23 protein-coding genes are annotated in these 26919 nt (G+C 40.3%); 18 read left to right on the top strand and 5 right to left on the bottom strand.

Annotation, left to right across the window (positions count from 1 at the left end; all coding sequences use genetic code 11):
• Positions 1-258 precede the first annotated feature (258 nt).
• From ACFSKL_RS06455 to ACFSKL_RS06445, 3 genes are read right to left on the bottom strand one after another with little or no spacing between them, the layout of a single operon-like run.
• Positions 259-1011, bottom strand: a complete 753-nt coding sequence (locus ACFSKL_RS06455; RefSeq protein ID WP_376884544.1) for a LytR/AlgR family response regulator transcription factor — start codon at positions 1009-1011, stop codon at positions 259-261.
• Positions 1001-2032, bottom strand: a complete 1032-nt coding sequence (locus ACFSKL_RS06450) for a sensor histidine kinase (RefSeq protein WP_376884542.1) — start codon at positions 2030-2032, stop codon at positions 1001-1003. The genes ACFSKL_RS06455 and ACFSKL_RS06450 overlap by 11 nt, the downstream gene beginning before the upstream one ends.
• A gap of 56 nt (positions 2033-2088) precedes the next feature.
• A complete protein-coding gene (locus ACFSKL_RS06445) occupies positions 2089-2841 on the bottom strand; it encodes a hypothetical protein (protein ID WP_376884540.1) in 753 nt (250 codons plus the stop codon).
• A gap of 241 nt (positions 2842-3082) precedes the next feature.
• Here ACFSKL_RS06445 and ACFSKL_RS06440 point away from each other — a divergent pair, with 241 nt between their 5' ends.
• Positions 3083-3304, top strand: coding sequence for a hypothetical protein (locus ACFSKL_RS06440; protein ID WP_376884538.1), 222 nt, complete (start codon positions 3083-3085; stop codon positions 3302-3304).
• A gap of 105 nt (positions 3305-3409) precedes the next feature.
• On the opposite strand, the gene hflX is transcribed toward ACFSKL_RS06440, so the two are convergent.
• Positions 3410-4669 carry a GTPase HflX gene (gene hflX, locus ACFSKL_RS06435; protein WP_376884537.1) on the bottom strand — a complete coding sequence of 420 codons (1260 nt, stop codon included), beginning with the start codon at positions 4667-4669 and terminating at the stop codon, positions 3410-3412.
• 286 nt (positions 4670-4955) lie between these two features.
• Between hflX and rfbC the strand changes: the two genes are divergently transcribed.
• The 8 genes from rfbC (at position 4956) to ACFSKL_RS06395 (ending at position 12560) form a co-directional block, all read left to right on the top strand.
• Positions 4956-5504, top strand: coding sequence for a dTDP-4-dehydrorhamnose 3,5-epimerase (rfbC, locus tag ACFSKL_RS06430; RefSeq protein WP_376884535.1), 549 nt, complete (start codon positions 4956-4958; stop codon positions 5502-5504).
• Positions 5505-6257 carry a tyrosine-protein phosphatase gene (locus ACFSKL_RS06425; protein WP_376884533.1) on the top strand — a complete coding sequence of 251 codons (753 nt, stop codon included), beginning with the start codon at positions 5505-5507 and terminating at the stop codon, positions 6255-6257. It abuts the gene before it with no gap.
• Positions 6254-7216 carry an NAD-dependent epimerase/dehydratase family protein gene (locus ACFSKL_RS06420; RefSeq protein ID WP_376884531.1) on the top strand — a complete coding sequence of 321 codons (963 nt, stop codon included), beginning with the start codon at positions 6254-6256 and terminating at the stop codon, positions 7214-7216. The genes ACFSKL_RS06425 and ACFSKL_RS06420 overlap by 4 nt, the downstream gene beginning before the upstream one ends.
• A gap of 124 nt (positions 7217-7340) precedes the next feature.
• A complete protein-coding gene (locus tag ACFSKL_RS06415) occupies positions 7341-8756 on the top strand; it encodes a tetratricopeptide repeat protein (RefSeq protein ID WP_376884528.1) in 1416 nt (471 codons plus the stop codon).
• A gap of 26 nt (positions 8757-8782) precedes the next feature.
• Entirely contained in the window at positions 8783-9553 is a 771-nt protein-coding gene (locus tag ACFSKL_RS06410) for a phosphosulfolactate synthase (protein WP_376884527.1), read from the top strand.
• 53 nt (positions 9554-9606) lie between these two features.
• On the top strand, positions 9607-10542 hold the full coding sequence (locus ACFSKL_RS06405) for a DUF368 domain-containing protein (RefSeq protein ID WP_376884525.1): 936 nt from the start codon (positions 9607-9609) through the stop codon (positions 10540-10542).
• Entirely contained in the window at positions 10539-11282 is a 744-nt protein-coding gene (locus tag ACFSKL_RS06400) for a shikimate dehydrogenase family protein (protein ID WP_376884522.1), read from the top strand. The genes ACFSKL_RS06405 and ACFSKL_RS06400 overlap by 4 nt, the downstream gene beginning before the upstream one ends.
• 24 nt (positions 11283-11306) lie before the next feature.
• Complete coding sequence (locus ACFSKL_RS06395; protein WP_376884519.1) at positions 11307-12560, top strand: pyridoxal-dependent decarboxylase; 1254 nt, start codon at positions 11307-11309, stop codon at positions 12558-12560.
• 383 nt (positions 12561-12943) lie between these two features.
• Here ACFSKL_RS06395 and ACFSKL_RS06390 read toward each other — a convergent pair whose 3' ends face one another.
• Positions 12944-13366: a hypothetical protein gene (locus ACFSKL_RS06390; protein ID WP_376884516.1), complete on the bottom strand. Its 423-nt coding sequence runs from the start codon at positions 13364-13366 to the stop codon at positions 12944-12946.
• A 272-nt stretch (positions 13367-13638) separates the two neighbouring features.
• On the opposite strand from ACFSKL_RS06390, the gene ACFSKL_RS06385 reads away from it, so the two are divergent.
• From ACFSKL_RS06385 to ACFSKL_RS06345, 9 genes are all read left to right on the top strand, one after another.
• Positions 13639-14640: a radical SAM/SPASM domain-containing protein gene (locus ACFSKL_RS06385; RefSeq protein WP_376884514.1), complete on the top strand. Its 1002-nt coding sequence runs from the start codon at positions 13639-13641 to the stop codon at positions 14638-14640.
• A 168-nt stretch (positions 14641-14808) separates the two neighbouring features.
• The gene (locus ACFSKL_RS06380) at positions 14809-17451 is read left to right on the top strand and encodes an SLBB domain-containing protein (protein ID WP_376884512.1); all 2643 of its coding nucleotides are present in this window, start codon (positions 14809-14811) and stop codon (positions 17449-17451) included.
• A 53-nt stretch (positions 17452-17504) separates the two neighbouring features.
• Positions 17505-18569 (top strand): Wzz/FepE/Etk N-terminal domain-containing protein, encoded by a 1065-nt coding sequence (locus ACFSKL_RS06375; protein WP_376884510.1) that lies wholly within the window; start codon positions 17505-17507, stop codon positions 18567-18569.
• A gap of 15 nt (positions 18570-18584) precedes the next feature.
• Complete coding sequence (locus ACFSKL_RS06370; RefSeq protein WP_376884508.1) at positions 18585-19883, top strand: oligosaccharide flippase family protein; 1299 nt, start codon at positions 18585-18587, stop codon at positions 19881-19883.
• Between the two features lie 127 nt (positions 19884-20010).
• Entirely contained in the window at positions 20011-21099 is a 1089-nt protein-coding gene (locus ACFSKL_RS06365) for an HlyD family secretion protein (RefSeq protein ID WP_376884505.1), read from the top strand.
• Complete coding sequence (locus ACFSKL_RS06360) at positions 21096-21815, top strand: VTC domain-containing protein (protein ID WP_376884502.1); 720 nt, start codon at positions 21096-21098, stop codon at positions 21813-21815. The genes ACFSKL_RS06365 and ACFSKL_RS06360 overlap by 4 nt, the downstream gene beginning before the upstream one ends.
• 9 nt (positions 21816-21824) lie before the next feature.
• A complete protein-coding gene (locus ACFSKL_RS06355; protein WP_376884500.1) occupies positions 21825-22499 on the top strand; it encodes a DUF4956 domain-containing protein in 675 nt (224 codons plus the stop codon).
• A 12-nt stretch (positions 22500-22511) separates the two neighbouring features.
• A complete protein-coding gene (locus ACFSKL_RS06350) occupies positions 22512-25964 on the top strand; it encodes a CotH kinase family protein (protein WP_376884498.1) in 3453 nt (1150 codons plus the stop codon).
• Between the two features lie 37 nt (positions 25965-26001).
• On the top strand, positions 26002-26919 hold the full coding sequence (locus tag ACFSKL_RS06345; RefSeq protein ID WP_376884497.1) for a methyltransferase domain-containing protein: 918 nt from the start codon (positions 26002-26004) through the stop codon (positions 26917-26919).

Genomic DNA, 26919 nt, shown 5'->3' with positions numbered 1-26919 from the left:
CATGTCACATCCTGATTTTACTTGACACTTTTCTACTGATTTTCCTAAGTTTCCGATATCTATTCAATTACCTCCCGAACCGAAAGCTTTCGGTTCGGGACAGGCATTTCAGGGCAAACATCAACTGAATTCTTTTTGACATCGGGTCATGTATCAAATGCCCCTTCAGGGCAGTCTTCTCGCTTCTAATACCTCGCTTCAAAAATCTAACTTTGCATATCTCTGCTCCTTTGAGTTCTTTGCGAGAAACAATCGGAATTACTCCTGCACCCAAGCCCTGAATGCTGCTGTGGTTGCCTGACTGGTGATCAGCTTTTTGTCATATCCTGTTACTTGGATTGCGAGGTTGTTTTTGCCATAGCGTTCCATACGGATTATGGCTTTTTTGTGGACAAGTTCCGAGCGATTGATCCGAAAAAACCTATTGGGGTCGACCTTTTCTTCTACTTCCTTTAATGTGGCGATTCCCATCAAGTGGCTCTTACCTTGCAGATCCATGGCTTTGAGGACACCTTCTTCCGCCAAGAAGAAAGCAATAGCCTCCACGTCCAAAAAATAACTGTCTTTCACTGTATTGACAATGAACCTACTCCTAAAGCCAGTACTATTGCCCAATGATGAAGTGCTTTCCTTTTGGGGAGGCACTTGTTGCCGAAACAGCAAAAATTTCTTCCAAGCCTTTTCAAAGCGCTCAAAGGTAAATGGCTTCAACAGGTAATCTATGCCGTTACTCTCAAAAGCATCCAGCATATACGTGTTGTAGGCGGTGGTGAAGACAATCGGGGATTTGAGGGCGATTTCACGATAGATGTCAAAGGCGTTGCCGTCTTGCAGGGAAATGTCGGAAAGGATAAGATCAGCTTTGCCTCCCTCCTCAAAAAACACAATCGCTTCCTCCACCGTGGCACATTCTGCCACAACACACGCCTCTTCTTCCAACTGGTCTAAGTACCGCTTGAGTTTTCTTCTGGCGGGCATTTCATCTTCTATGATCAATATATCAAACTGCATCTTCACTTATCAGAGGTAATTGGATTTCAAATATATCAGAACCTTTTGATATGACAGGGACTTTACTTCCAAAGAGTTCATACTGCCCCCTGAGATTTTGAAGTGCCCTTCCCCCTCTTGTTTTTGGATTTCTTTTTGGTCGGAGTGTATTCTGTAGCGTCAAGGTATTTTCCTCCAGCAACAGTTTGATGGATATTGGCATTTTTTCGGATCCCATATTATGTTCTATGGCATTTTCTATCAGCAGCTGCAGGCTGAGAGGGGGAAGTAATGCCTTTGGGTTGACCAGGCCGGCCACTTCCCAAGTGTAGGCATCTCCATACTTATGCTGCATCAACCTAAAGTAGCGTTGGGCAAAATCCAGTTCCTCTTGTAAACTGACCAGTTTTTGGTCGGAGGATTGGAGAACATATCGATAGATATCAGAGAAGTCATGGAGAAACCCCGATGCACTTTCCTTATCTTCTTCGATCAATTGGTCTAGGACATTGAGGTTGTTGAAAAGGAAGTGTGGATCCAGTTGGGCTTTCAATTGTGCCAATTGGCTTTCAATCTGCGCCTTTTCCAATTTGGAAAGTTTCGCTTTGTCTTCCTGGTTCTTGTGGAAATAATAGTTGGCAAGAAAAAAACCTCCATAGACAAAAACATCAATGACGTGTTTGATATTGCTGCTTACCAATGAATGCGTGTTGAAGTTTCTTTCTACAGTACCGAAGGCCAATGCTATCAGAAAGGACAGAAAATTGTTTCCAAACACATAGATTGCGAGTGAGATAAAGAAAACCTTAATTGCTTGGGAGAATAGAATTTTAACATCCAATCTCCTGATCACAAGGCCTATGATCACAAATAGCAATAAGGCATTAATCAATTGACCTAAGGCAGCGTCAGGTGTGAACAAATGCCAATGAAGCTTCTTGATATAGTAAAACCGAATCTGTATGGCCTCCAAGTAGGCAAAAATGACAATAAACGCCAAAAAGTATTTGTTCAGGTAAAGGGATAGGAAAAACTTTTTCATAGCCGTGGGGATGGATGTAAAAATAGCCCTTTCTGTCAAAAAGGGCTATAAATATATCATTTTGATTCCTCTACAGGAGGGAATGAAAACAGCACTTCCCCATTTTCATCATAGAAATCAAGTTTTGCCTGATTTGCTTGGTCCACGTAGAACATGGCACGGGGCATCCCCTGGTCATCAAATAAGAAAAGTCCATTGTTTTGGCTCCCTGACTTCCCCAGCATCACCCTAGGTGCACCTCCAGCCAATCCTTGTTCCTGATATTCCTGCATTTTTGCACGAGCTGCAGCCGGGTCGGTTTTTCTCAAAGCCTGTACCTCCGCCATGATTTCCATCGTTTTTTGCTGAGACTCATGCTCTGGCCTATCCATAAACACAAGGCTGCTGCTTACCCTTCTTCGATCGCCCTGCTTGGCATCTGTGGTCAACAACTGCATCACTTGATCTCCGTCATATTGGTCAAATGTCAGGGATAAACCTGCACTGTGTCCATTTTCAGTAAGTGCGCCGTCATAGATAAACCCTCCGCACTCTATGCCATCTTCATTGAAGAAAATCATCCCGGAGCGTTTCTTTCTGTCTGCATTGGTAGGTCTGTCATTGATTTTGGTGTCACCGTTTGGAAACTTATCCACATTGGTGATGATCATTTTGACAGTACCGTCAGCCTCTACGATATTGATTCGTTCGGCATTGATTTCTTCAAAATGATGATTTCCGTTGTTTTTGAATGCAACTGATGCAAGTAAAACCATGCCCCCAGCCATCGCTAGTGAGAAAGTTCTGAGTAATACCAATTCCCTGTTCATATTTGGTTCTGTTTAGAATGATTGATGCTTCAAAACTAGTCAGCGCAAAGCCAACTGCCTCCTACAAAAAGATGAGCCAAGGAAAATTCCCGATGAGTTGGGGTAGTTTGGGATTAAATCAAGAACCTTGATACAGCTATGCTTTTAGGGTATATGGATCCTTAAGCATTGCGCATAATTTATCACTAAATTTTCTTTGGGGTTTAATGAAATTTCAGTTCTTTTGTCGAAAACGATTTTTATGAAAACTTTTGGGAAAGCTCTTTACATGCTATTGGTGATTTTGTTTAGCATGAACATTGGATGGGTAATCTATCATTGGAATACATATAATACTTTTACATTTGTTTCCTTCGAAATCCCCAAGCACATTTATATACTTTTGCAGATTGCAATACTTGCTTCTTTTGTGAAAAGTTTGAATGATTTGTATAAAATAGATAAGGATAAAAACAAGATTTAACCTTAAGTCTGAGCATGGAAAGCAAAACCTACTTCCTGATTTACACCTCTTTTATTGAACTCATCATTCGCACCTGCCCCAAATAGCATCACTGGGATCTAAACCTTACTCCTCAAATCCCGACATGTCGATCGTTTCGCTCTCAAGATAATGTGGATACATTTTCTTATGTTCTTTTTTCACCTCTTTTACCAGTGCCTCACGCATTTCTTCGACATTTGTCCCATCATGGGCTGCCATGAATACCGGGGGAATACCAGTTATTTTGGTATATGCCTCCGAAAGTTTTTCAAAATCGAGGTAGTTACTCTCTTCCAACTCCAACTCTGTCATCTGCATTTGCTCTTCTTCAGAAGGCATCTGATCCACCATGTCGATTTTATTGAACACCAGGAGAACCGGCTTGTCCCTTGCCCCAATCTCATTCAAAGTTTGGTTGACTATCGAAATATGGTCTTCGAACCCGGGATGACTGATATCCACAACATGGATAAGCAAATCGGCTTCCCGTATTTCGTCCAAGGTTGATTTGAAAGATTCGATCAAGTGCGTAGGCAATTTTCGGATAAACCCTACTGTATCCGAAAGCAAGAATGGAATATTCTCCAAGACCACTTTCCGAACAGTAGAATCCACCGTAGCAAAAAGTTTGTTTTCTGCCAAAATATCCGTCTTGGTGATCAGGTTCATCAATGTGCTTTTCCCCACATTGGTATATCCTACTAGCGAGACACGGACGATTCCTTTTCGGCTTTTCCTTTGCGTCACACCTTGCTTTTCAACTTCCTTGAGTTTTTCTTTCAGTAGGGTGATCCTGTTTCTAATATCTCTTTTATCTGTTTCGATTTCCTTTTCACCAGATCCACCCCTTGTAGTCGTACCACCACGCTGACGCTCCAAGTGAGTCCACATCCTGGTCAATCTGGGCAAGAGATACTGGAATCTAGCCAACTCCACCTGTGTTTTTGCCTGTGCTGTCTGGGCCCTGTTGAGGAAAATATCCAATATCAGTAGAGATCGGTCATACACCTTTACTTTGAGCTCATTTTCAAGATTACGCATCTGCGAAGGTGAAAGATCATCATCGAAGATGACCATGTCTACTTCAAAATGCTCAATATAGGATTTGATTTCCTCCAATTTTCCAGTTCCCACAAAACTCTTCACATCTGGTTTTTCCAATCTTTGGGTGAACCTATATACAGTCTTTGCCCCGAGGGTTTCTGTCAAAAAGGCCAACTCATCCAAATAGTCATGTACCTGCCTATCAGATTGCCCTTGTTTTATAAGCGCAACCAAAACAGCCGTATCCTCTTTTGGGGCTGTTTCATGGAGTTTTTGGAGTTTTTTGGCGTATTTTGTCATATATGTTTTATGATTCTGTTTTTAAAGAAGGAAAGTAGCTTCTATTTAGTTCCTTGATGAATATATCACAAAAATACCAACCTAGCTTGAATTCCTATTATATTTGAATCTTATTTCAAAGAAAAGCTAAGCTGGGTACATCCAAGAATTCAACTTCATCCATCTTTTAATGCTATGCAGAACAAATTGGATGATGGAAGGGGAAATAAAGTCTGCAAAAAACCATTATTGGCTTAATTGTAGATGGAGGAATTGAAACAAATATTTCCCAGCAAAATTAAACACAATGAAGATTATCTCTACACCAATAAAAGGTTTGTTAGAATTGCAACCTAATGTATTCGAAGACAGTCGTGGTTACTTTTTTGAATCATTTAGGGCTGATACCCTGGCCGCACATGGTATCGATGTCAAATGGGTTCAGGAAAACCAATCCCACTCTTCTGTAGGAGCAGTAAGGGGTTTGCATTTTCAAAAAGGGCCGCATGCACAGGCAAAACTTGTCCGGGTGACCCAAGGCAAGGTTTTGGATGTGGTGGTAGATTTGAGAAAAGGCTCTGAAACCTATGGCCAGGCAGTCAGCTTGGTACTGGATGCAAAAAAACACAACATGCTTTTTATTCCCGAAGGGTTTGCACATGGGTTTTCTGTTTTGGAAACCGCCACATTTGTATACAAATGCTCCAACTACTACAACAAAGAAAGTGAAGGTGGAATTCTCTGGAATGATCCCGGGTTGAATATAGATTGGCAAGTGTCCGATCCTATTATTTCAGAAAAAGATTGTGGCTGGAATACGCTAGAAGAATTCACCAAAATCACCGGGGGATTATAAATGGGTATATTTGATATTTTCGGTAGAAACAAATCCAAGTCGATTGACCAAAAACTGAATTTGGACTGGATGCATACGGATATGCATTCACACCTGATTCCAGGAATCGATGATGGCTCCAAATCCATGGAGCAATCTATAGAGCTGATCAGGAGATTGGAGGGTTATGGACTGAAAAAAATCATCACAACACCCCATATAATGTGGGAATTCTATAAAAACACCCCACAGATCATTCTGAAGGGACTCAAAGCTTTGAGAGCAGAATTGTTGGCAAATGAAATCAAGGTTGAAATCAATGCCGCAGCGGAGTATTATGTGGATGAATTTTTCTTCGAGAAGATCAAAAACCAAGACCAATTGCTCACTGTATCAGAAAACCTCATACTGATCGAAACGGGCTTTATCAACAAGCCTGCGATTTTGTTTGATACAATTTATGAATTGGAACTCCAGCAATACAAACCGATCCTTGCACATCCAGAGAGGTACTATTACCTTATCAATGACAAAAAAATGATGCACGATCTTCTGGACAGGGAGGTCTATTTCCAGATAAACCTCCTTTCCCTTACGGGATTTTACTCAAAGGAAGTGAAGGTTTTTGTGGAAGAAATAATCAATGAAAACCGTATAAAACTGGTGGGGACTGACTGTCACAACAGTCGCTATTTGGATGCCTTGGAAACACTTCCAAAGAGCAAGTACTATGAAAAGCTGCAACAATTGGATCTCTTGAACAAAACTCTATGAAAATATTAATCACAGGGGCAACGGGTCTGATCGGAAGTTATATTGCAAAACGCTTTATAGGTTTTGGCGACATCTATGCGCTGAAAAGGGAAAATTCGGAAACAAAACTACTGGATGATCCCAACATCACCTGGAAAGATGGCGACATCAATGATTACCAATCACTTGAGGAGGCTTTTGATGGGATGGATCTGATCATCCATGCAGCGGGATTGGTATCCTATGAAAGTAAGAATTCCAAAGAGCTCATGAAGACGAACTTGGAAGGTACAGAAAATGTCGTCAATGTGATGCTCCAAAAAAACATCAAAAAGCTGATTCATATCAGCTCCGTTGCAGCATTGGGAAGAACTCCGGACATCCAAACCATAGATGAAAACCACAAATGGGTAACATCAGAACTCAATACACCCTATGCCGTTTCCAAATATCTGGGGGAACTGGAGGTATGGAGGGCTGCCCAAGAAGGCTTGGAAGTGATCGTCGTGTACCCTTCCATAGCATTGGGAAAAATCAGCGATGAAAGAAGCAGCACCAACATCTATAATTATGTCTTGGAGGAAAAACCCTATTACCCTCTGGGACTGGTCAATTATGTAGACGTTCGCGACATTGCGGATGCAGTGTTTATGTTGTGTGAAAAAAGAGTTTGGGGTAGTAGATTCATCCTCAATGCTGATACCATTTCATACAAAGATTTTTTTGGGAAAATCGCAAGCACATTTGGCAAAAAAGCGCCCTACAAAGCAGTAAGTACACCAATGCTGCAGTTGGTACTTGCACTTTCGTGGATTGCCAGAAAGCTCGGAATAAGCAAAATCCCACTCAATTCGAAAACTGCCAGGTTGGCACAACTTCGATTCATAATGTCCAACAAAAAAATCAAGAAAGAGCTAGGGTTTGGGTTTAGGACCTTGGAAGAAACCCTCAATTGGGCAAAACTGAACGAAAGACCTTAAACATCCGTTGAGAACAAATCTGCTATGACTGGATTAAGTATGGCAGCAATTTGAAAAAAATTAAAAATAGATTTTGCGACACTAATTTAATTGGTAACTTAAGTTAGAATTAAAAGGATAGCCAATGACCGGAGATTTTGAAAACGAATGGAACAACGATAAGGAGTTGGTGGAAAGGTTTGAAAACTCACTCAAAGCCAATTTGGATCTTTATTTTGAAGAGGAGGAGCTGGAAGATATCATCCGGTTTTACTTTGAAAACCAAAAATTCCTCAAAGCACTGCGAGCTTCCAACCACGCCCTTGAAAAATTTCCCTTCAGCATAGAAATCAAGTTACTCAAAGCACAGTGTCTGATATTCAATGATGAATTGGAAGAAGGGCTAGAGATGCTTGAAAACATCAACAATATCTCCCCCAACAATGAGGAAATAATCCTAGCCCTGACCAATGCCATGATGATTTCGGGCAGAGCAAAGGAAGCAATACTCATTCTTGAAGATTTTTTGCCTTTGGCAGATGACAAAGCGGAAGTATATTATTCCCTGGGGACTTTCTACCGGGCCACAGAGGACAAGGAAAAAGCCGTGTACTATTATAAAGAATGTGTCAAAATGAAAGTCAACCATGAAGATGCCCTCTTCCAGTTGGCGATGATCACTGAAGAAGAAGGTTCTTTTAATGAGATTCTTGAGTTTTATCAAGAGTTCATTGACCAGGATCCATATTCGGCGGGTGCTTGGTACAATCTCGGAGTGGTGTATAATAGGCTTGCTAGATTCGATGAGGCGATCAAAGCATATGAATATGCATTGATTATCGATGACTCATTTGCCTCGGCCTATTTCAACCTTGGCAATGCCTATATGAACACAGAGCAATTTGAATTGGCTCTGGAGGCATATCAGAACACAATCAACTGTGAAGGGGCAAATTCTGAAAACTGCTGCTACATGGGTGCCGCATATGAAAAACTGGGGCAAATCGACCAAGCATTCAAGTATTTCAAAAAATCCGCTAAGCTTGACCCCGAATACGAAGATGCATGGTTTGGTCTGGGTATGTGCATGCTGAAAAAAGAAAAATTCTTCGAAGCCATCCATTATTTTAGGAAAGCCATCAAGCTTTCCGATGACAATGCCAATTATTGGGTAGGCCTAGCAGATGCTGAATACCAACTGGGAAACCTACATGCAAGTTCCGAAGCTTATGAGGAAGCGATCAATCTGGAGCCTGGCATTATGGAAACATACATCAACCTGTCCATCATCTATTTTGACCAAAACAGATTTGAAGAAGCAGAAGATGTGGTCAAGGAGGGGATAGAAGAGCTCCCCGAAAATGCTGAGCTATATTACAGATTGGTAGTTTATCTCATCAAATCAGGTAAATACAAAGAAGCCTTTACTTATTTAGAAAATGCATTAACTTTGGACTTCGAAAATCATACCTTATTGTATGAGTTGATGCCTGAAGTGAAACACCAGAAGGCAATTTTCAAGATAATCTCACAATTTAAAGCAGGATCAGACCCCGCTTAAAATCTATTTAAAGAAAAATCGATAGAATGAATTACGTTCTCAATAACGTTCCCGTACGTACTGCTAAACCACGTACATCGGGATTTACCATGGTCATGGATAAAGGCCTCAGCATAAGAGAAGTTGAAGATTTTGTAGATGCGCATGGAGAATATGTGGATATCGTAAAATTTGGCTGGGCGACTTCATATTTAACAAAAAGACTTTCTGAAAAAATAAGTATTTACCAAGATGCAGGTATTCCAGTCTATTTTGGAGGTACATTATTTGAGGCTTTTGTAATCCGGGACCAATTTGAAGATTACAGAAGGGTACTGGAGAAATACAACCTCAGCTTCGCTGAAGTATCGGATGGCTCCATCAGCCTTCAGCATGACAAAAAATGCGCATTTATAGAAACCCTTGCCAAGGATGTCACGGTATTGTCCGAAGTAGGATCTAAAGATGCAGCCAAAATCATCCCACCCTACAAATGGATCGAACAGATGGAAAAAGAACTGCAGGCAGGTTCTTGGAAAGTAATAGGTGAAGCAAGGGAAGGGGGAAATGTTGGATTGTTCAGAGACTCGGGTGAAGTAAGGCAAGGACTGGTAGAAGAGATCCTAACCAAAATCCCAGAAGAAAAAATCATCTGGGAAGCTCCACAAAAAGAACAGCAAGTATGGTTTGTCAAGCTTTTGGGTGCCAATGTAAACCTTGGAAATATCGCACCAAACGAACTCATCCCATTGGAGACGATTCGTTTGGGACTTAGAGGAGATACTTTCGACCACTTCTTAGGCGATATAAAATTATAAAATAATTCTTGGACTGCCGTATCTCATGTTGGCAGTCCATTTCGTTTTCATCCATGAACCAATTCAAAGATACAATCCTTACTTATTTGAAAGGGATGTCAATGGGTGCTGCTGACATTGTGCCAGGAGTATCTGGCGGATCTATAGCTCTTATTACAGGAATTTATGAAAAACTGCTAGATAGCATCAATGCCATCGACCAAACCGCACTCAAGCTATTATTCAAATTTGAAGTCAAAGCACTGTGGAAGCATATCAATGGCAGCTTTTTGGCAACCCTCTTATTTGGTATTCTTACGAGTGTTTTTGTCTTATCCAAGATCATTACCCACCTCATCGAAAACCACCCTATCCCGGTTTGGTCTTTTTTCTGCGGCCTGATCATCATCTCTGCGGTAATCATTCTGCGTGATATCAAAAAATGGGATTTCGGGGTAATTATTGCCATATTCATTGGGATAGTCAGTGCATACTTATTCACCAATATACCTCCCGTGAGCTCTCCAGAAGGACATTGGTTTACTTTTGTCTCTGGGGCAATTGCGATCTGCGCCATGATCTTACCAGGGGTTTCCGGCAGCTTTCTCCTACTGATGCTGGGGCAATATGAGAAAATACTTGCTGCAGTATCGGATAGGGATCTGATGGTTTTAGGTATCTTTGCAGCTGGCTGTATCACAGGCCTCTTGGCATTTAGCCGGTTGATTTCTTGGTTATTGAAAAACTACCACTCTGCCACCATAGGACTATTGTCAGGCTTTATGCTTGGTTCTATCAATAAACTTTGGCCTTGGAAAATCATCCTCAGTTATAGAATGTCTTCTTCCGGTGTCCAAAAACCATTATTGACAGAAAATATCCTCCCGCAAAACTACCTTGCTTTGACAGGACAAGAATCCTTATTTTTGCCTGCAATATTCGCATTCTCATTTGGGATTCTATTGGTTATCGGTATTGAAAGATTTGCACATTACATGAAAAAACAATGAGAAAATTCGGCTTGATAGGTTATCCCCTTACACACTCATTTTCCAAGAAGTACTTTACCGAAAAGTTCGGAAAAGAAGGGCTTACGGATTGTCAATTTGATCTCTACGAAATAGAAAAAGTTGATTTGGTAAAAGAAATCATCCAAGAAAACAATGAACTGGAAGGACTCAGTGTCACTATTCCCTACAAGGAAAAAGTGATCCAATACCTGGATGAACTTGACCCGGCCTGCGAAGCCATTGGTGCCGTCAATTGCATCAAAGTGAAAAATGGCAAGTTAAAAGGTTACAATACAGATTATATTGGTTTCAAAGAATCTCTGGCTGAATGGTTGGGCGACGAAAGACCAAAAGCATTGGTATTGGGTACTGGTGGAGCATCAAAGGCTGTAATCCAAGCCTTGAAGGACCTTGGGATCACTTATCTGATAGTATCCAGAACAAGAAGCAGTACAAATGAAGGCTGGGTCACTTATGAAGATTTGGAGAAGCAAGAAGAAATTCTCAAAAGTCATCACCTAATCGTCAATACCACACCACTGGGAACTTTCCCCAATACAGAAGTGATGCCTGCGATCAATGCAAATTTGATCTCTAAGCAGCACAAGGTGTATGATTTGGTGTACAACCCCGAAAAAACTTTTTTGATGCGCTCAATGGAAGCGCGCGGTGCAGTAGTGAAAAATGGTTTGGAAATGCTACATCTTCAGGCAGAAGCTGCCTGGAAGATTTGGAATTAATTTCAACCCATTTTAAATAAAACTATGTACTGGAAAAAATTATCACACGAGCAAATCAAAGAAACCATATTCAAAGCCTTGGGGGAAAACCTGGACTATAGAGGCGAAAGACCGATTCTAGGCGTTCCTGGGACCTATCTGGATACCACAGAATTCTATCCCGATGCACCATTTCTCCAAGACGCTCCATATATGTCCGCCATGGTACGCAACCCGAACCATATAGGAGTCCATACATTGAGCGAAAAATCCGTACTTGAGGTATTTGAAGGCACCCAAAAGATCGAAAGAGACCTCATACGCCTAGTCTCTGAGGAAGTATATAATGGAGAAACAAATGGGCAAGATGGCTATGTGGCTACCGGAGGTACAGAAGCCAATATTCAAGCTATGTGGATCTATCGGAACTATTTTATAAAGGAATTTGGTGCCCGACTGGGAGAGATTGGCCTCGTATATTCAGAGGACTCTCACTACTCCATGCCCAAAGGAGCCAATATCCTCAATCTCCAAAACATCATCCTGAATGTGGATCCTGAATCAAGGGAAATCCTCAAATCATCTTTGACCGAAAAAATCAAAGAAGCCAGATCCAATGGGATCAAATATTTCATTGTGATTGCCAATCTATCCACAACCATGTTTGGATCGGTGGATGACATTGACATGCTGGGGGATTTTTTCAGCAACCAAAATGTGAATTTCAAAATCCATGCTGATGCAGCCTATGGAGGGTTTATCTATCCCTTTACCAATACCACAAGCCGATATACCTTCCAAAACCCCTACATGAATTCCATCACTGCAGATGGCCATAAGATGTTACAGACTCCCTATGGTACAGGTCTGTTTTTGATCAGAAAGGGCTTTATAGAATATGTAAAAACCGATGAAGCCCAGTATATTCCCGGGAAGGACTATACCATCAGCGGCAGCAGGTCTGGGGCCAATGCCATATCCATGTGGATGATCTTGAAAATCCATGGATCGGAGGGCTGGAAGTACAAAATGGAAACCCTGTGTGATAAAACAGAGCGGATATGTAAAAAACTGGAGAAGATGGGTGTGGAATACTTCAGAAATCCATTCAACAATATCATTGCCATCAAGGCTAAATATATGTCTGCCGAACTTGCAGACAAATACTACTTGGTAGCAAACACCTATGAATTCGAACCAGATTGGTACAAAATAGTCGTCATGCCACATGTAAAGCGTGGTACGATCGATAGCTTCCTGATAGAGCTTGCAGGAGAGCAAAACTCAAAAAATGCATAATGCCACTTGGTAATCTGTGAAATGGAAAAGCGGAGAATTAATGTTTCTCCGCTTTTTTTTGTTTCCATTAACTTTTCAGAAAAATATAATGTCCCATCTCCATTGTCATTTTATTAAAGTACTGACTATATTAAACATATAAGCAACAATAAGATCAATATCCTCTTTCTTTGTAGTACTCTGCACAAAATGAGTGTTAATCCCTTCAAGCTCCCAATTCCCAACGATCTGCTGTTCTGGAGTTTCATATTCAGATCATGTAAAGAAGCCTAAAAGTGCCTCCAAATGAATTAATGTAAATGACTTTTTCATGACAGATGGTTGGTGAGTTATATTCAAAATAGAAATTAATTCCAAAATGTCTTATTTTTTTAAACTAAGTTTCACCTTTTTGAAAATATAAATTTCATCCCATCACATGTCCCCCAAGTTCCTTCCAATCTATTTTTGGATTTTAAAACAAAAACTTCAGTTTCAGAATGACAACTTTCAATGATTTCAAGACCACTTTCGAAGGTTAAATCTATATATGTACCGTCTGTATTTGATACAACAGTGTAATTTCCAGTTGCCTCTTCTTCTACATCATCAGTAGTCCTTGTCTTTGTGAAGGTTCCGTCAAAGTTGAATTGATAATTTGTGGTGAAGTCTAATTCAGTATCGGAAGAGGAGTCCACAGGCCAAGAGCCAATAGATTCAATCAATTCCCAATTCCCAACGACCTGCTGTTCTGGAGCTTCATCTTCTGAACAGGCAAAGAATGCCAAAAATGCCCCTAGGAGAATGGAAGTAAATGACTTTTTCATAGTGTTAATAATTTTAGGTTGAATAATATTGTCTAAACGAAAAATAACTGTTTGATGTCTCATTTTATAAAGAAATAATTAAAAAAAATGATCTCTTTCTGAAGGCTTCGCATTTCCATGGTCTTGACATCCCTTTAGAAATCTCTAACTTTGGTGTAGCTCCCCTCATATCCGTCTTCTCAAGGTCTCCAAATCAAATGCAATATCCCCAATCTATCCCCGAATCAAACACAAATCACTATCTTACATCCAAAATGACTGAATGAGTACCTGTGAATAAATTAATCACCGCATATAGTTACTGGCGCTTCCTGAGTTGCAAAAAAATCTATAACCTTATCCTCCTATCGCTCTCTTATCAGCTCAGTAGAGTTACGAAGACTCCAATAATTTGGGGAAAACCAACGACCCTCTCGATTGAGCCAACGACAAGCTGTAATCTTCGATGCCCAGAATGCCCAAGTGGTTTGAGAAGCTTTACGAGGCCCACAGGAATGATTAAGGAAGATCTTTTCAAAAAAATCATTGATGAAAATGGTGATTATCTCACCTATTTGCATCTTTACTTCCAAGGAGAACCCTATCTCCATCCAAAGTTTTTGGACTTTGTCACCTATGCCAATCAGCGGAAGGTATTCACAGCAACTTCCACCAATGCCCACTATCTTACCTTGGAAAATGTAGAAAAGACATTGGATTCAGGTCTCAGGCAGCTTATCGTCTCCATGGATGGCATTACCCAAGAAATCTACCAAGACTACCGTATCGGGGGGGATTTGTCCAAAGTCCAGAAGGGTTTGGAATTGCTAATCCAAAAAAGAACCGAGAGGAAACAGATTTACCCGCGGATCATCCTGCAATTTTTGGTAACTGGAAAAAATGAACATCAACTCAGCGAATTAAAATCATGGGCTAATGCAATGCGGATTGATGAGTTACAGTTAAAGTCTGCCCAGATCTATGATTTTGAAAATGGCTCGGAGTTGATCCCAAAGGATCAAAAATATTCAAGGTATATCATGGGAAATAATGGAAAATGGAAAATCAAAAAGAAATTGGAGAACAAATGCTGGAGAATGTGGCAAGGATCTGTCATCACCTGGGATGGAAGGGTTGTGCCTTGCTGCTTTGACAAAGATGGGGAACACACTATGGGCCAGCTCACTTACAACACCATGCCGGAAGTTTGGAAAAACCCAAAATACCAGCACTTTAGAAAGTCACTCCTACAGGATAGAAAGCAGATTGAAATCTGCAAAAACTGTACAGCATAACCAAAAACAGCTTAATTTAAATATACAGCTATTTCTTTACAGCATGGAATAGTTATCTTTACGCAAGTTTTCTCAAAGTTTATGTTGGAAGAATACCGATTTCTTATTCAGCTAGATGTCAGTCATCTTTTCAAAGAAAGCAAATGGTCTAAAATCACAATTTTCAATATGCATTTCCCTTTAAATCCATTCTATAGATTAATCCCAGCTACAATTATTTTGGTAGGCATGCTATTTTTGATGGTTCCAGCCGAATCCCAAGCACAATCCATCTCAGATATTTCAAGTATCAATGTGGACGAGCTTTCAGATGAACAGATCAAGGAATTGGTCAACAAAGCCAATGAGGCTGGCCTTTCCGAAAGTGAATTGATCCAAATGGCAAGGTTGAGAGGTTTACCAAACTCCCAGGTTGAGAAACTCCAAGAGAGAATAGAAAAATTGGATTTCAATAGCGCTGCGGGAAGAACAAGTGCTTCCGCTTCCAAAAGAGAACCAAGAAACCAAGGAGATCTTGCAGAAATTACCCAAGGACTCTTCAAATTTCAACAAGATCCATCCATGAAATCAGAAGTCTCACCGTATTTTGGAGCAGATCTTTTCTACAACAAAAACAGAAAGCTGACTTTTGAGCCAAATTTGAACTTGGCAACCCCAAAAAGTTATATCCTCGGAGCGGGAGACATGATCTATGTGGATGTATATGGCCAATCCGAAAAATACTACGAGGCCAGTATCAATCCAGATGGTTTTGCAATCATAGACAATATTGGCCCCATTCCCCTTTCAGGTAAGTCAATAGAAGAGGCTACTGCTATCTTAAAAAACAGGCTTTCCAATTATTATGAAGGCATGAGAGGTTCCAATCCCAACACATTTCTCCAAGTCACATTGGGAAATGTCAGGACCATCAAAGTCAATTTAGTGGGAGAATTGAGGTTGCCGGGAACATTTACATTGAGTGCATTCAGTTCTGTTTTCAATGCACTTTATGCCGCTGGAGGTCCCAACGAAAATGGCACCATGCGAAACATCAAATTGGTGAGAAATGGAAAACTGGTCAAGACCATTGATATTTACGATTTTTTGATCAATGGCAATGCCAATCTCGACCAACAACTCCAAGACCAAGATGTGGTATTGGTAGAGCCATTTGAGGGAAGGGTGACAGTGGAAGGTGAAGTAAAACGGCCGAAAATATATGAAGTCAAATCTGGTGAAAGCTTTGGTCAACTATTGAAATATGCTGGTGGATTTACAGATGAGGCTTTTCAAGACCGTATCAACGTGACAAGGGTCAGTGGGAAAGAAAGGGCAGTATCCGATATTTTCAAGGATCAGTTTTCAATCTTTACCGTAAAAGGAGGTGATGTGTACAAAGTCGGAAAAGTACTGAACAGGTACAGCAACCGTGTCCAGATAAAAGGTGCGGTATTCAGAGAAGGCAACTATGCACTGTCTGATGGATTGACCTTGAAAAAGTTGATCGAAAATGCAGATGGAGTAAGAGGTGAAGCATATCTTGAAAGGGCAAGCATCTTGAGAACAAACGATGACTTGAGTACAGAGGTGATTGCTATCAATCTAAGAAACATCCTGGAGGGAACGGAACAGGACATTCCCCTCCAGCGTGAAGACGTCATCAAAGTATCCAGTATCTATGACCTCAAAGAAGAAATATATGTTCAGATCACGGGGGAAGTAAGCAAGCCAGGCACCTACCCTTTTTCCAAAAAAATGACCGTAGAGGACTTGATCATCATGGCTGGAGGACTCAGAGAGGCTGCCAGTACCAAAGACATAGAAATCTCCCGAAGAATTTCAGAACCAGAGGCAGGGGCATTTTCTGTTTTGGTACCAGTGAGTATCAACCTTGACCTAAGCCCTGGTGGCAATACTGAGATATTGGAACCATTTGACAATGTGATCATCAGAAGAAAGCCGAATTTCACACTTGAAAAAATGGTTTATATAGAAGGCCAAGTCAATTCCCCGGGGGCTTTTGCAGTACAGTCTGCCAAAGAAAGGGTCTCGGATGTCATCAATAGAGCAGGAGGACTCACTGCTTTTGCCTATCCAAAAGGCGCCACTTTGATCAGGAGAACAGAATACTTCGATACAGAATCCGAACAACTCAGAAGGCAAAAAAACCTGATTGATCTGCAACAAAAACTACAATACGATCCCAACAACACAGAAGCCCAGGAATTATTGCTTGAGAGACTTTTCAAAAGCTTGGGTAACAAAGATACTGACGCAAAAGATGCTGCAGAAAGTTCCTCAGCCTCAGCGGTGAAAAAAGAAACAATTTCCGGAATAGCAGAATCGAAAGCAGACATATCCCCCATCAAAATCAAAGAAATGGAAGCTGTAGCCATAGATCTTGGCAAAATCCTCAGCAATCCGGGTTCGGATTTTGACTTGATTTTGGAAGAAGGCGATATTATTTCCATTCCGAGACAGCTTCAGACGGTAAGGATGCGTGGTGATGTAGTATACCCCACCACGGTAAGGTACGAAAACTATAAAAACCTCAAAAACTACATCAACCGAGCTGGTGGATTTGACAATAGGGCAAATAGGAAACGGACATATGTCGTCTATGCAAATGGAGAAGTTGCCAGGACCAAAAGTTTTATTGCGATCAGGTCATATCCAGCCATACAACCCGGAGCGGAGATTTTTGTCCCGACCAAGGGACCTAGAATGCCGATCAAACCTGGAGAAATTGTGGGATTGACGACAGGCCTGGCCACCTTGGTGCTGATTGTCACACAATTGACAAACAACAATACCCCCGCTGGAAATTAATCTATGGAAGTGAATTTGTAGAAGAATTGAGGTTAAACATCTAAGAAATTAACATGTCGGAAAAACATATACTGGACGATAAAATCACATTCAAGGAATTGGTTCTCAGGATGAGGTCTTGGAAAGTCTATTTCTGGTCCAAATGGAAGGTAATCGCCAGCTGGATGGTTCTGGGAGCAATACTTGGAGCGCTTGTTTCCTATCTAAAAAAACCTGTCTATGTAGCAGAGACGACCTTTGTTCTGGAAGATTCGGACAAGGGCGGAATTGGACAGATGTCTGGTTTGGCATCTTTGGTAGGTGTGAACCTGGGTTCGCTTGGAGGATCGAGTGGGTTGTTCCAGGGAGATAATATCATAGAACTATACAAGTCAAGCAATATGCTGGGCAAAACCCTTCTGAGTCCGTTCGAAAACGATAAACTTTTGATCGAAAGATACATTGAGTTCAACAAACTGGATCAGAAATGGAAAAAACAAGTGGATCTCAATTCTTTGGACTTCCGAAAAGACAGAGAACTCTTCACTGTCACCCAAGATTCTGTCCTGAGAGAGCTCACCAAAACCATCAAGGAAAAACATCTCAAAGTATCAAAACCTGATCGGAAACTGTCCATTATCCAAGTAGTCATTTCCTCCAAAGACGAGTCTTTTTCCAAGGTTTTCAACGAAACTTTGGTAGAAAATGTAAACGCATTTTACTTCGAGACAAAGACAAAAAAGACATTTGAAAACCTCCAAATCCTTCAAGCACAAGCTGACAGCGTAAAAAAAGTCTTAAGTGATAATATCAATGCTTTTGCAGTACTCACGGACAAAACACCAAACCCAAACCCTCTCTTGAAGGCGGGAAATGTGGATGTGACCAAAAAACAAATAGATGTACAGTCTTCAAGTGCAATCTATACAGAGATTGTAAAAAATCTTGAAATAGCAAAAGTCAGCCAAAGGAACAACTCTCCACTCATACAGATCATTGATGCGCCAAGATACCCTCTCGAAAAATTTGAAATCAAATTAAAAAAAGGGATATTTTTTGGAGCTATTATTGGGACTTTGTTATCGGTTATTTTCCTATATGCGGGTAGGCAATACAATTTATATCTGAGAAATTCTTGATTTTAGGTAAAAAGTATGTTTGATAAAATCTCATCCTTTCCTTTTAGCAACCTGATTAGAAACAAGTCTATACAAAATTTTATTTTTTTAAGTATCATTCAGGCCTCAAACATTCTGATAACCATCATATCCATGCCCCTTTTGATCCAGTCCATTGGCATGGATCAATTTGGATTGGTCAATCTGTCCCTTTCAGTCATCATTATATCCAATATCTTTGTGAGCTTTGGTTTCAACCTCAGTGGCCCTAGGGATGTAGCTGTCAACCAAGGCAACAGGAAAGAACTTTCATTATTGATTTCCAATATCATCTCTGGGAAAGTCATCATTGCACTTATCATCAGTGTATGCCTGTTTTTTGCAATCTTTGGCATGGACTTGTTCAAAGAATACCAAACCATTTTGGCTTTCTCTATTTTATTGCTTTTTTCGGAAGCTACACTCCCTCTTTGGTTTTTTCAGGGAATGGAGAAAATGAAGCTTATTTCCATGGGCAATATTTTCAGCAAACTGATCTATTTGATGGGAATAGTGCTGTTTATCACTACACCTGAACAATCCAAATGGGTTAATTTTCTGCTCGGAGGCAGTGCATTGGGAATCAATATTCTATTGCTGTATTATATCAGGGTTGAGATGCATATCATTTTTTTTAAGCCTAGACTCAAAGAGATTTATACATCCCTCCGAAACAATATCCACTATTTCCTATCCAACCTGAGTTCTTACATTTCGCTCAACGGGGGCTTAGTCATACTCAGTTTTTTTGCCAGTTCCGAGATATTGGGATCTTACAGTCTTTCAGAAAAAATCATCATGGTTGCAAGGATGTTTCCTTCACTCCTTATCCAATCTATCTATCCGAATGCAACCAAACTTTACAATAAGGATGAGCGGCTTTTTATAAAATTCCTGAGAAGGGTCTATAGAAGGGGCTTGATCATCTCTTTCTTGATTGCAATTGGCACCTTTTTTCTTGCTCCATTTATCGTACTGGTATTGTCAAAAAGCAGATTGGAAGATGCCATTCTCTATCTAAGGGTACTTTCCTTGATTCCATTTTTGGCCTGTCTCAATATGGCCAACGTCCTGATAGTCTTGGTAACCAACCAGCAACAGCAACTCTTCAAAGTCTCCCTTGTTGCCTGTGGATATATGATCATCGCATCTATTTGGCTTACTTCCGTTTATGGGGCATTGGGCGTGTGTATCGCCTTATTGTCAACTGAAGCGGTCTATTTGTTTGCATTTTCAGCGCTGCTTTACAGAAACGTTCCGGGATTGTTCAGGAGATATTATCTGAATACACAATAAGATTCTTCCAAAAACACCTCTAAAAATCTTTTTCTTGGCAGATAGATTTCGTTCAACTATTTATAATGTTAATTATCCCTATATTTGACATTACGTTTGCTTACTAAAGTACCAAATTCCATAAGTTTTGAAAATCAAAAAGTTGTTTAAGACCGTTCTCACCGGTACTATGATAGTACTTTTTGCAGGGTTGGTTTATTTCTTGTTGAATAGTTATTTATTGACATACAAGATCCACACACAGGGCCTGGTCATACCCGGCAAAGAATGGACACTTTCCAGATCTGGTGACGGCAATTTCATTTCATCTTTCAAAGACAATATCAAAGGGGTTACCACTTCCTTTAATGTCACAGAGTTTTCACGGGGAGATGTAGTTGGGTTTGAGTTGAACCCTGATTTTGAAGAAGCTAACCATATCGTCCAAGGAGACACGATAGGGTATATCCATTCCAATGAGGAACAGCGACGTTTGATAGAATTGGTAGATGCTTTGGAAGTGCTGAACTCTGAGTTGCTATTTTTCACTACTGGACAAAAACCTGAAGACATTCAGGTCACAGACGAAAAATTGAAGTTGGCCAAACAAGACCTGGAAACAGAAAAAATACTCTTTGAGAGAAACCGGAAGTTGTTTGAAGATTCTGTCATCACCCATCAGGAGATGGATCTGTTTCTCAACCAGCTAAAACTAAAGGAGTATGAAGTCCAGATCCGGGCAGCTGAATACAGCTCAGCCATCACGGGAGAAAAACCCGAGCAGGAAGAACTGATCAAATCAAAAATAATCCGTACCCAAAATCAGATTGAAAAAATCAGGGAAAGACTTGGGCATTTCACAGTTGTATCCCCTTTTGGGGGGGTGATTATGAAGAACTCCAACAACCTACCTGACATGATGAAAATCAATGTTTTTGACACCACATCGGTGATGGTGTTGCTACCAGTGGAAATTTTTGATAAGCGTTTTACCCATAGGGGTGACAAAGTGCGTATACTAACCAAATCGGATAGAAAAATACTTGAAGGAAATGTAATAAAGATCGATAATGTCGTGCAAAAAATAAACAATCGCCAGGTGTTCTTTGTCACCGCCGAAGTAAAAGACCAGAATCTGGAGTACATCGGTGAGCTGACTGAAGTCGAAATCATCACTGGTGAAGTATCTGCATGGGAGTATCTAACACGGTCATTCAACAAAACGATCTCCAAATGACTAGGCTACGCTACGAAAAAAAATACCTCGTCCCCAATGTCATGCTTTCAAAGCTCAGGGATCGGTTTGCTCCATTTTTGGAAGCTGATAAGTATTCCGATTCCCAAAAAGCAAACCCTGAATATACCGTTCGCAGTATCTATTTCGATTCATATAGCAGCAATTCATTTTTTGAGAAAATCGAAGGTTTGAAAGACCGAAAGAAAATGCGGATAAGAGGATATGGATATCCAAAAGGAAATACAAAAATTGTCCTAGAAATCAAGAGGAAACTTGAAGATAGGGTCATGAAAAACAGGGCATTCATCCCCTTTCACCAACTTGGAGACCTATTAAAGACCGGCAACTTAGATGCTTGCTTTGGACCTACAACGACTCCAAAAAAAGAAGATGCTTCAAGATTTTTATACAACATCAAAAGATACAATCTCCGTCCACAAAACCTAATCGTATATGATAGGGAAGCCTACCATGGGAAGTTCGACCCTGGGGTGAGGATTACTTTTGACAAAAATATCCGTTACCGCGCGATACCAAAATTGGAACAGCTATTTTCTGACTTTGGACTGACCAGAGCCTGGATTGGCTATTTTATATTGGAAGTAAAATACTTTGATGGTGAGATGCCAAGTTGGGCAAAATCTATCATTGAAGAATTTGAACTGAAACACGAAGCATTATCGAAGTACGCTAAAAGCGTAGAAGAATCCTTATAATTGAATAATATGGAGCAAAACTTACAAGATATATTTACGTTTTCGCTGACGGTTAGGGAAGCCATTTCCAACATTTTTGTTTCCTTGGTCAGTGGGGTTTTCATTGCGATACTTTACAGGGTGACTTATAGGGGGGTAAGCTACTCCACGACATTTACCAATGCCATCATTATGCTCACCATGATCACTGCATTGGTTATTATGGTCATAGGCAATAACCTCGCACGGGCATTTGGTTTGGTAGGTGCCATGTCCATCATCCGGTTTAGGACAGCAGTCAAAGACAGCCAAGATATCATGTTCATCTTCTTTGCCCTCGGAATCGGACTGTCGGCAGGTGTGGGGCTATATGCTGTCACATTCTCCAGCACAGTTCTGATCGGACTGGCAATATTCATCACCACCAAGCTGAATCATGCCAGCCCACCCAAGAGGGAATTTCTCCTACAGGTTGTATATCAAGAAGATAAATCCCCAGAAAACCCTTTTCAAAACGTCCTGAAAAATTATTGCCACAAAAATAAAATTGTAAATTTGAAAGGTACTGAGCTGGAAGAGGGGGATATGATCGAATTATCATACTATATCAAACTCAAATCAGAAACCCTGGGACCGAATCTTGTTACAGATCTAAAAAAAATCCCAGGAGTATCGACTGTAAACCTATTCTTTGATGAATACTAACATTATTGCACAATGAAAACATTGAAATCAAAAGTAACCAGCTATTCGTTTTTTTTCAAGCTGGCAATATCCAGCATCCTCATACTGTTTTCTGTCAACTCCTCAGAAGCCCAATCTTTAAAAATCAACGAAATCATGTCTTCCAATGGCACTACCATCGCTGATGCTGATGGAGATTATAGTGACTGGATCGAATTACACAATACATCTGACCAACCCATAAACCTCGAAGGGTTTGGCCTCTCAGATGACGAAGAAGTGCCAATGAAGTGGGTATTCCCCGCAATAGAAATCAAGGAAAAGGGTTTTTTGCTAGTTTGGGCATCCGGAAAAGACAAATTCGACAACGGTCAGCTCCACGCAAACTTCAGTATATCAGCAGCTGGAGAACCAATACTCCTTTCCAATTCTGATGGAGAAAAAGTTGACCAAGTTCCTGCCAAAGAAATCCCTAGGGATTATTCTTTTGGACGGCAGGTGGATGGTGGTCAAAGTTTGACCTTTTTTTTCCCAAGCTCACCGGGCTTTCCCAACGAGCAAGGCACAAAAATAACACTTCTAGATAGTCCAACTGTATCACTTCAGTCTGGTTGGTATAGTAACCCAGTTAATATTGAAATTTCTAACCCGAATGAAAATAGCGTAATCCTTTACACATTAGATGGCTCAGAACCAGCGCTGGAAAACATAGATGCAGCTGTCCCTTATGCTGTAAACTATTTTTATAAGGAAGAAGGTACACCCAATTATAATGTTGATAGGAAAAACAAAACCTACCAATATGAAGATCCGATCGTACTAAATGAAAAATCCAATGAACCTAATGACATCTCTGAAATCATCACAACATATTTTGACCAATTTGGGATCAGGTGGATCAAGCCAGCCAAAAAACTACCGAAAGCCAATATACTAAAAATAAGAGTCTTCCAAAATGGGGATTATAGCCCGACCATTACCAAAACATACTTTGTCGAAGGGCAAAACAAAATAAACCATAGTTTGCCGGTAATTTCTATTGTTGCTGATAATTTTGATTTTTTCAGTTTTGATGAGGGGATTTTTGTAGAGGGCAGAAGGTATTTTGATGCTGGAGGAACTGAAACCAGCTATATCAATAAAGGCAACTACCAGCAAGGTGGAGAATTGTTTGAAAGACCAATAACCCTTGAATTCTTTGAGAATAAAGAATCTAAATTTACCCAGAATCTCGGTGTGAGAATTCATGGAGGCGCAGCAAGAAGGGTACCAAACAAGGGTCTTAGGCTATATGCAAGAAGAGATTATGATAACTCAAATACAATCGAATATCCTGTTTTCCCCGGAAATAAGAATAAACTCGGAAAGGAAATTACGGATTATAGACGACTCTTGTTAAGAAATGGAGGTGATTTAACGGACTATCTCACTGATGACGTGATCCATCAGGCCATAAAAGATATGAACATTGGGACCCAAAACAGCAGGCCTGCAGTCAACTACTTTAATGGTGAGTATTGGGGCTTGGTCAACATAAGGGATCGTATTGACAACAACTACCTCAGAAATTATTATGAGGTAGATCCGGACCAAGTAATTATGATCAATGCACCTTGGGGACAAAGTTCAAGCGTAAATATTGAGTCTGGTGAATTGCGGGATATAGATGATTATCGCTCCTTGTATAATTTGGTTACAAATGGAGATATAGAAGAAGAAGCGACTTACGAATTGGTCAAATCCAAACTGGATGTGTTGAGCTATGTTGATTTTGTGGTCTCATTCGTATATTTTAACAATGTAGATTGGTATGGGCACAAACATTATAGATATTGGAAATCCAAAAGATTATCCGATAATCCTTATGAAGATGGTAGGTATAGGTTGATTGTTTGGGATTTTGACGCAAGTCTTCGTTTCGGTGCGGGTTTCAATACCTTGGAGAACTGGATTCACCCTGAAGGCAAGGGAAATCAATATGCTACAAATGATCCTGAAAAAACACTGTTTTTAAGGTCTTTGTTGAGAAATAATGAATTCAAAAACTTATTCATCAACCGCTTTTACGACCTAATCAATTCTTCATTTGATCCGGATAGGATAATTGAAATAGCAGATTCCCACTTCAAATTGATAGAAACAGAATTTGAAAACCATAAGGACAGATGGGGGTATTATCCAAGTTCATTGGACATAGCTTCCAATTATAAAAACTCATTAAATCAGCTAAAAGGCTACATGGTTTCCAGGCCTGAGATGCAAAGGGAAATGTTGAGATCTGAATTGGGACTCGGTGATGACATTGAAGTGATTGTAGATATCTCGAATCCCGGCATGGGCGAAGTGCAAATCAATACTTTGACCATTAACCATTCGCTTCATGGTATTTCTGGTCAAACATATCCATGGAATGGTATATATAACAGAAGTGTCCCAATACAGCTTTCCCCCAAAGCCAAAGAAGGGTTTCTCTTTGACCATTGGTTGATTGATGGAAATAAAATCAACGAAGAAGATATTTCACTCAACCTTGAGAAAAATACCAACATCACCGCAATCTTTGTAGAAAACCCGATTGTGGAAAGAAGAGCCATCTACTATTGGTTTTTTGGGACTGAGTTAGACAACAACCTTGCTTTGACTCAGATTCCTTCCAACTATACACGCACCCAAATCCCTGGAAACCTATCATTTGAACCAGCGATATCCCCTTATCCAGGAGAAGGATCAGCAGGAATCATGGATCGGGTCAACGACCCCACCGAAATAAACTTCAAACCAACTTTACTGGAGGAATTAGGGTATACATTCGAAGACATGAGGGGATTGAGAGTCAGGAATCCTTTGCAAGTAGAAGATCAATTAGGCTACCTTATCATAGATGCCCCAATGGTTTCCCACGAAAAACCAAAATTCTCAGCTGCAGTTTCCAAAACCAACAACGGTCCTGAAGGCATCTCTATATCCTATAGAACTTCCATAGATGGAGATTGGACTACCTCAGATCTGAGTGACAACTCATTTATACTTGATACAGAATTCGGGATGCTCGAATTGGATTTTGATATGGTAGAAGATGCCAAAAACAACCCGGAATTTCAGATCAGAATAGATTTTGAAGGAAACACAGCCTCCAATTCTGGAAATGTCAGATTCAACAATATTGCCATCGAAGCCTTTCCATTACGGGGTGATGACCTGATCACCGATTTACCGGATTTTCCAAAGGAAGAATCACTACCTACTTTCAACAAAATCTATCCAAATCCTTTTAGCGAAAAACTATATATAGAGATCAACGAAAAAGCAATGAGTCAGATTTCCTATATCCAAATCTTGGATATTAGGGGGATAGAAGTTGGAAGGTTGGAAAACATAACCCAAACTACCGAAGTTTTGGACATGGGTCATCTTAGCTCGGGACTTTATATCATCAACGTGCTAACAAGAACCAAACTTGAGTCTTTTAAAATAATCAAAAACTAATAGATTCTGTTTTTTGATATACCTTTAAGAAGTTTTTATGAAACAGACTATTTGTCCAGTATGTAACACGGGTATGGAAAAGACCCAAAAAGATAAGATCCTCGTCCAATGTAATTCATGTGATGTCACTTGGACATATATAGGTAATCCAGTCAATCTGGAGGAGCTTTACCAGGATGAGGTGTACAAAGTCGTGGACAATAGGAATTCCATATTTGAGAAGATTATTTTTTGGGAATCTGAGAAAATCATTGAAAAAACCGAGATGCTTTCTGAAAGCAAACAACCGCTCAAAATACTCGATTTTGGCTCGGGTAAAGGTCATTTTTTGTACAAATGCCAACAAAAAGGCTGGGATTGCCATGGCATAGAAACGGCAAAAGATAGAGCTGACTTTTCCAGAGAGAAATATGGGGTGAACGTATCTGATGGATTTTATGAAGGAGGATTAGTAAATGGCGGGAATTTTGATGTGATAGCATTATTGCATGTATTAGAGCATCTTCCAGATCCAAAGGGATTGCTTAAAAAGTTGCTCCAGAATTTGAAAACCAATGGAATTTTGATAATAGAAGTACCTAATATTGACAGTTGGCAAAGTCGGGTTGCAGGAGAAAATTGGATGCATCTTGACCTGCCCAAGCACCTTTCCCATTGGAACGGGGAAGTACTTGCTTTGCAAATGGAACAGCTAGGCTTGGTCAAGCTTTGTAGGCAAAATTTTTCCTTTCACCTAGGTGTTTTGGGCATGACCCAAGCTTTATTAAGCCGATTGGGATTTAAGAAAAACATCATCAAAGAACTCAAAAACAATAAAAGAATATCCTTACTTTTGCCAATTATGCTTTTGTTGCCGGCATCTGTTTTTCTGGAGCTGCTGTCCCTTGTATTTGGCAAGGGAGGAATTTTGAGGATTTACTTTAAAAATATTAATAGCCAAACCCCACATATTTGA

Source organism: Belliella marina (assembly GCF_042682445.1).
GTDB classification, from domain to species: domain Bacteria; phylum Bacteroidota; class Bacteroidia; order Cytophagales; family Cyclobacteriaceae; genus Belliella; species Belliella marina.
Note: the sequence above shows the minus strand (reverse complement) of the source record. Positions and strands in the feature narration are given on the sequence as shown.

Bases quoted from the DNA above. Each gene is read 5' to 3' on its own strand.
- ACFSKL_RS06395 (WP_376884519.1), top strand. From the start codon at position 11,307: ATGTACTGGAAAAAATTATCACACGAGCAAATCAAAGAAACCATATTC.
- ACFSKL_RS06345 (WP_376884497.1), top strand. From the start codon at position 26,002: ATGAAACAGACTATTTGTCCAGTATGTAACACGGGTATGGAAAAGACC.
- ACFSKL_RS06360 (WP_376884502.1), top strand. From the start codon at position 21,096: ATGACTAGGCTACGCTACGAAAAAAAATACCTCGTCCCCAATGTCATG.
- ACFSKL_RS06380 (WP_376884512.1), top strand. From the start codon at position 14,809: ATGCATTTCCCTTTAAATCCATTCTATAGATTAATCCCAGCTACAATT.
- ACFSKL_RS06410 (WP_376884527.1), top strand. From the start codon at position 8,783: ATGAATTACGTTCTCAATAACGTTCCCGTACGTACTGCTAAACCACGT.
- ACFSKL_RS06445 (WP_376884540.1), bottom strand. From the start codon at position 2,841: ATGAACAGGGAATTGGTATTACTCAGAACTTTCTCACTAGCGATGGCT.
- ACFSKL_RS06420 (WP_376884531.1), top strand. From the start codon at position 6,254: ATGAAAATATTAATCACAGGGGCAACGGGTCTGATCGGAAGTTATATT.
- ACFSKL_RS06415 (WP_376884528.1), top strand. From the start codon at position 7,341: ATGACCGGAGATTTTGAAAACGAATGGAACAACGATAAGGAGTTGGTG.
- rfbC (WP_376884535.1), top strand. From the start codon at position 4,956: ATGAAGATTATCTCTACACCAATAAAAGGTTTGTTAGAATTGCAACCT.
- ACFSKL_RS06390 (WP_376884516.1), bottom strand. From the start codon at position 13,366: ATGAAAAAGTCATTTACTTCCATTCTCCTAGGGGCATTTTTGGCATTC.
- hflX (WP_376884537.1), bottom strand. From the start codon at position 4,669: ATGACAAAATACGCCAAAAAACTCCAAAAACTCCATGAAACAGCCCCA.
- ACFSKL_RS06355 (WP_376884500.1), top strand. From the start codon at position 21,825: ATGGAGCAAAACTTACAAGATATATTTACGTTTTCGCTGACGGTTAGG.
- ACFSKL_RS06400 (WP_376884522.1), top strand. From the start codon at position 10,539: ATGAGAAAATTCGGCTTGATAGGTTATCCCCTTACACACTCATTTTCC.
- ACFSKL_RS06370 (WP_376884508.1), top strand. From the start codon at position 18,585: ATGTTTGATAAAATCTCATCCTTTCCTTTTAGCAACCTGATTAGAAAC.
- ACFSKL_RS06405 (WP_376884525.1), top strand. From the start codon at position 9,607: ATGAACCAATTCAAAGATACAATCCTTACTTATTTGAAAGGGATGTCA.
- ACFSKL_RS06375 (WP_376884510.1), top strand. From the start codon at position 17,505: ATGTCGGAAAAACATATACTGGACGATAAAATCACATTCAAGGAATTG.
- ACFSKL_RS06440 (WP_376884538.1), top strand. From the start codon at position 3,083: ATGAAAACTTTTGGGAAAGCTCTTTACATGCTATTGGTGATTTTGTTT.
- ACFSKL_RS06350 (WP_376884498.1), top strand. From the start codon at position 22,512: ATGAAAACATTGAAATCAAAAGTAACCAGCTATTCGTTTTTTTTCAAG.
- ACFSKL_RS06455 (WP_376884544.1), bottom strand. From the start codon at position 1,011: ATGCAGTTTGATATATTGATCATAGAAGATGAAATGCCCGCCAGAAGA.
- ACFSKL_RS06425 (WP_376884533.1), top strand. From the start codon at position 5,505: ATGGGTATATTTGATATTTTCGGTAGAAACAAATCCAAGTCGATTGAC.
- ACFSKL_RS06450 (WP_376884542.1), bottom strand. From the start codon at position 2,032: ATGAAAAAGTTTTTCCTATCCCTTTACCTGAACAAATACTTTTTGGCG.